Origin of the sequence: Kocuria rhizophila (genome assembly GCF_003667225.1) — a bacterium.
Lineage (GTDB): Bacteria > Actinomycetota > Actinomycetes > Actinomycetales > Micrococcaceae > Kocuria > Kocuria rhizophila.
In genome coordinates, this window is record NZ_RCOM01000123.1 from 1 (window position 1) to 4,317 (window position 4,317).

At 70.4% G+C, this 4,317-nt stretch carries 3 protein-coding genes and 1 tRNA gene; 1 reads left to right on the forward strand and 3 read right to left on the reverse strand.

What is annotated here, in order from left to right:
* Positions 1-91 precede the first annotated feature (91 nt).
* The 3 genes from D9R02_RS11265 to D9R02_RS11275 form a co-directional block, all read right to left on the reverse strand.
* Positions 92-1,276: a globin domain-containing protein gene (locus D9R02_RS11265; RefSeq protein WP_047978549.1), complete on the reverse strand. Its 1,185-nt coding sequence runs from the start codon at positions 1,274-1,276 to the stop codon at positions 92-94.
* Positions 1,277-1,399: 123 nt separating this feature from the next.
* Positions 1,400-1,891 (reverse strand): RrF2 family transcriptional regulator, encoded by a 492-nt coding sequence (locus tag D9R02_RS11270; protein ID WP_047978550.1) that lies wholly within the window; start codon positions 1,889-1,891, stop codon positions 1,400-1,402.
* A gap of 114 nt (positions 1,892-2,005) precedes the next feature.
* Positions 2,006-3,871, reverse strand: coding sequence for a phosphoenolpyruvate carboxykinase (GTP) (locus D9R02_RS11275; protein ID WP_047978551.1), 1,866 nt, complete (start codon positions 3,869-3,871; stop codon positions 2,006-2,008).
* 273 nt (positions 3,872-4,144) lie between these two features.
* On the opposite strand from D9R02_RS11275, the gene D9R02_RS11280 reads away from it, so the two are divergent.
* A tRNA-Arg gene (locus D9R02_RS11280) sits at positions 4,145-4,217 on the forward strand.
* Positions 4,218-4,317: the final 100 nt, after the last annotated feature.

Genomic DNA, 4,317 nt, shown 5'->3' on the forward strand with positions numbered 1-4,317 from the left:
CCCCCGGACCCCGCCCGCCCCGCCCCACCGCGGGTACGACGACGCCGCGCAGCCCACTGGGCCGCGCGGCGTCGTCGAATGCGCTGCAGGATCAGGCGGCGGCGCGTGCCTCGTCGTGCAGCATCCACAGGTCCGGGCCGAAGATCTCGTAGTGGACCGCCCGGCCGGGCACGCCGGAGTCGATCACCTGGGACCGCACGGACTGCATGAACGGGAGCGGGCCGCACATGAAGACCTCGGCGCCGGTGGGGATCTCCACCTGGGTGACGTCCATCCGCCCCTCGTGGTCCCCTTCCCCCGGGGTGCCGAGCCACGAGACCAGGCGCGCGTTCGGAAGCTGGGAGACGTACTCCCGGACCTGCTCCCGGCACGGCCACGCCGCCTCGGAGCGGTCCGCGTGCAGCACCAGCACCTCCCGCTCGGGGTCCTCGCGCACGAGCTGCTCCAGGAAGGCCAGCACGGGGGTGACTCCGATCCCCGCCGAGACCAGCACCAGCGGCGCGCGGGAGTCCGGGTCCAGGACCACGTCCCCGTAGGGGTTGGAGACCTCCAGCACGTCCCCCACGGCGACGTCCCGGTGCAGCACCGGGGTGACCTCCCCCTGCGGGTCCTCGCGCACGACCACCCGGCGGTGCCCGGGCTCACTGGGAACCAGCGTGAACTGGCGGGGCTGGCGCAGCCCGTCCGGAACGGTGACCTGGACGGACACGTACTGGCCCGCAACGGCCGGGGTCATGGGCGTGCCGTCCGCGGGCTCCAGGTCGAACGCGAGCACCCCGTCCGCGACCTCGTCCTTGGAGACCACCCGGTAGGGCGCGAACATCACGTCGTTCGCCTGCGAGGCGTAGAGGCCCTTCTCCAGCTTGATGAGGGCGTCCGCCATGAGCCAGTAGACCTCGTCCCACGCTGCGACCACCTCGGGCGTGGCCGCGTCCCCGAGGTCAGCGGCGATGGCCTTGAACAGGTGCTCGTGGACGGTGGGGTACTCCTCGGGCTTCAGGCCCAGCGAGGCGTGCTTGTGCGCCACGCGGGAGAGCACCTCGTCCGGGTAGGAGTCCGGGTGGTTCAGCAGGTGGGAGGCGAACATGGCGATGGATCCCGCGAGCGCCTGCGGCTGGGTGCCGTTCTTCTGGTTCGCCCTGCTGAACATCCCGTCCAGCAGGTCCGGGCGGGCCTCGAACATCGACCGGTAGAACTCCGGGGTGATGTGCGGGATCCGTTCGGCGACGACGCCCAGGGTCTGGGCGATGACCGGGCGGGACTTCTCGGACAGCATGGCGGTTTCCTCTCGTCGTGACCTGACGAGACTAATTTAGCATTCCATATGCTATTTATTGCGGGGGCGGTGCCCCCAGCCGTGTGCCCCGGCCGCGCGCACACCGCCCCGCAGGAGCGGACTTCACGAGCTCACGGATCCCTCGTGGTGCACAGGGCCCTCCCGTATGCCGGGCGGACGCAGTCCCAGCTCCACCGCGATGGGGCCCACCTGTCGCGGGTTCACCAGATCCGCGATGCGTACGGCGTCCAGCTCGCGGTAGAAGGCCTCCCTCGCGCCCGCGAGCGCGCTGCGCAGCCGGCACCCGTGGTTGAGCGGGCAGGCCGTCTCGTCCGCCTCGCACTCGACGATCGCGGTGTCCGCCTCCAGCACGCGCAGCACCTGTCCCACGCTCGCGGCGCGCCCCTCGTCGGTGAGCACGACTCCCCCGGCCCGCCCGCGCTGGGAACGCAGCAGGCCCATCCCGCGGAGTCTCGCCACGGTCTTGGCCACGTGGTGGTACGGGGCGCCCACGCCCTCGGCGATGCGCTGTGTGGACAGCCGGGTGCCGTCCGGCAGCCCGGCCATGAGCAGCAGCACCCGCAGGGCGATGTCGGAGAAGGCCGTGAGCCGCATCGTCGTCCTTTCCTCAGGGACCCGTCCGTCGGTGGACACGAGCACGCCGCGCGGTCGGATCGGCCGCGCGGCGTGCTCGTGCAGGGGTGGGCTCCGGCGGGCGCCGGTCCCGCATCAGCTGTTCTTCAGGCGCTCCTCCAGGCCGGCGCGCTGCTCGAGGATGACCTCGGGGACGTCGCGCAGGCGGGCGAACCACTCGTCGATGCCGGGCAGCTCCGCGAGCCACTCGTCCTTGTCCACGCGCAGGGCGGCGTCGAGCTCCTCGTCCGAGATGTCCAGGCCGGTGAGGTCCAGGTCCTCCTTGCGGGGCAGGATGCCCACGGGGGTCTCCTGACCGCCCGCGGTGCCCTTGAGGCGCTCCACGATCCACTTGACCACGCGGGAGTTCTCACCGAAGCCGGGCCACGCGAAGCCGCCGTCCGGGGTGCGGCGGAACCAGTTCACGTAGTAGATCCGCGGCATGTTCTCCTCACCCATGCGGGCGCCGGTGTCCAGCCAGTGCTCCAGGTAGTCGTTGGCGTTGTAGCCGATGAACGGGAGCATGGCCATGGGGTCGCGACGGACCACACCCACCGCGCCCTTGGCGGCGGCGGTGGTCTCGGAGGACAGCGTGGCACCCTGGAACACGCCGTGCTCCCAGCCGAAGGACTCGGACACCAGGGGCACCGTGGTCTTGCGGCGGCCACCGAAGATGATCGCGGACAGCGGCACGCCCTCGGGGTCGTCGTACTCGGGCGCGAGCATGTCCACCTGCTTGATGGGCGTGCAGAACCGGGAGTTCGGGTGCGCGGCGGGACGCCCGGCGTCCGGGGTCCAGTCGTTGCCCTTCCAGTCCGTGAGGTGCTCGGGGACCTCGTCGGTCATGCCCTCCCACCACACGCCGCCGTCGTCCGTGAGGGCCACGTTGGTGAAGATGGTGTTGCCGCGGGCGATCGCGTGCATGGCGTTCGGGTTGGTGGACCAGCCGGTTCCCGGCGCCACACCGAACAGCCCGGCCTCGGGGTTGACCACGCGCGGGGTGCGGTCCTTGCCGAAGCGGATCCAGGCGATGTCGTCACCCACCATCTCGGCCTTCCACCCGGGCACGGTGGGCTCGAGCATGGCGAAGTTGGTCTTGCCGCACGCGGACGGGAAGGCCGCGGCGATGAAGCGGGAGTCGCCCTCGGGGTCGGTGACCTTGAGGATGAGCATGTGCTCGGCCAGCCAGCCCTCGTCGTGGGCGATCGCGGAGGCGATGCGCAGCGCGTAGCACTTCTTGCCCAGCAGGGCGTTGCCGCCGTAGCCGGAGCCGAAGGACCAGATGGCGCGGTCCTCGGGGAACTGCACGATGTACTTGGCGGGGTTGCAGGGCCAGGGCACGTCCTGCTCGCCCGGAGCCAACGGGGCGCCGAGGGAGTGGACGCACTCCACGAACGGAGCCTTGTCCCGGGACATCTTGTCCAGGACCTCGCTGCCGATCGTGGCCATGATGCGCATGGAGCACACCACGTAGGGGGAGTCCGAGATCTCCACGCCGTACTGGGGCTTCTGCGCGTCCAGGGAGCCCATCACGAACGGGATCACGTACATGGTGCGCCCGCGCATGGCACCGGAGAAGCGCTTGTTCAGCGTCTCCTTCATGACCTGCGGGTCCTCCCAGTTGTTGGTGGGGCCCGCTCCCTTCTGGGTCTTGGTGCAGATGAAGGTGCGCTCCTCCACACGCGCCACGTCCTCGGGATCCGAGAACGCCGCGAAGGAGTTGGGGAACTTCTCCTCGGACAGCCGCACCAGGGTGCCCGCCTCGACCATCTGGTCAGTCAGCTGCGTCCACTCGGCGTCCGAGCCGTCGGCCCAGTGGATGCGGTCGGGCTGCGCCAGCTCCGCGATCTCCCGCACCCAGTCCACCAGCCCGCGGTAGTCCGTGGGGGGATTCTCCAGCGACTGCCGGACCTCCTGGTTGAGTTCCGTGGTCCCGATGCTTGCCGTGCTGTTGTCAGCCATTGACATGTCTCCTCGTTGAGGCCGTCGTGCGTGCCGCGCCCCCTGGGGCCTGACCCTTCCGGTCCGAGCGCTCCACGTCGCTGTGGGGCGGCGCCGGGGTCCAGGCTCTCCTGGGTGGCACAGGGGTGTGGGCCGAGTCTATCGCGGGGAGGCCGCGCGCCGTCCCCCATGACGGCGCGGTGTGCCCCCAGGCCGCCCGTTCCACGATTTGTCCCCAGGGGCCCTCGGGTGTAAGTTATTACCCGTTGCGCAGCCCGTGGTTGCGAAACAGAGGCGCCCGTAGCTCAACGGATAGAGCATCTGACTACGGATCAGAAGGTTGGGGGTTCGAATCCCTCCGGGCGCACTCCCTCAGAACCCCGCATCCCCCGGATGCGGGGTTCTTGCGTTGAACGCCGCCCCCGCGGCACCGGCAGGATCGAGATCCCCCTGACTTCCCCCCGCAC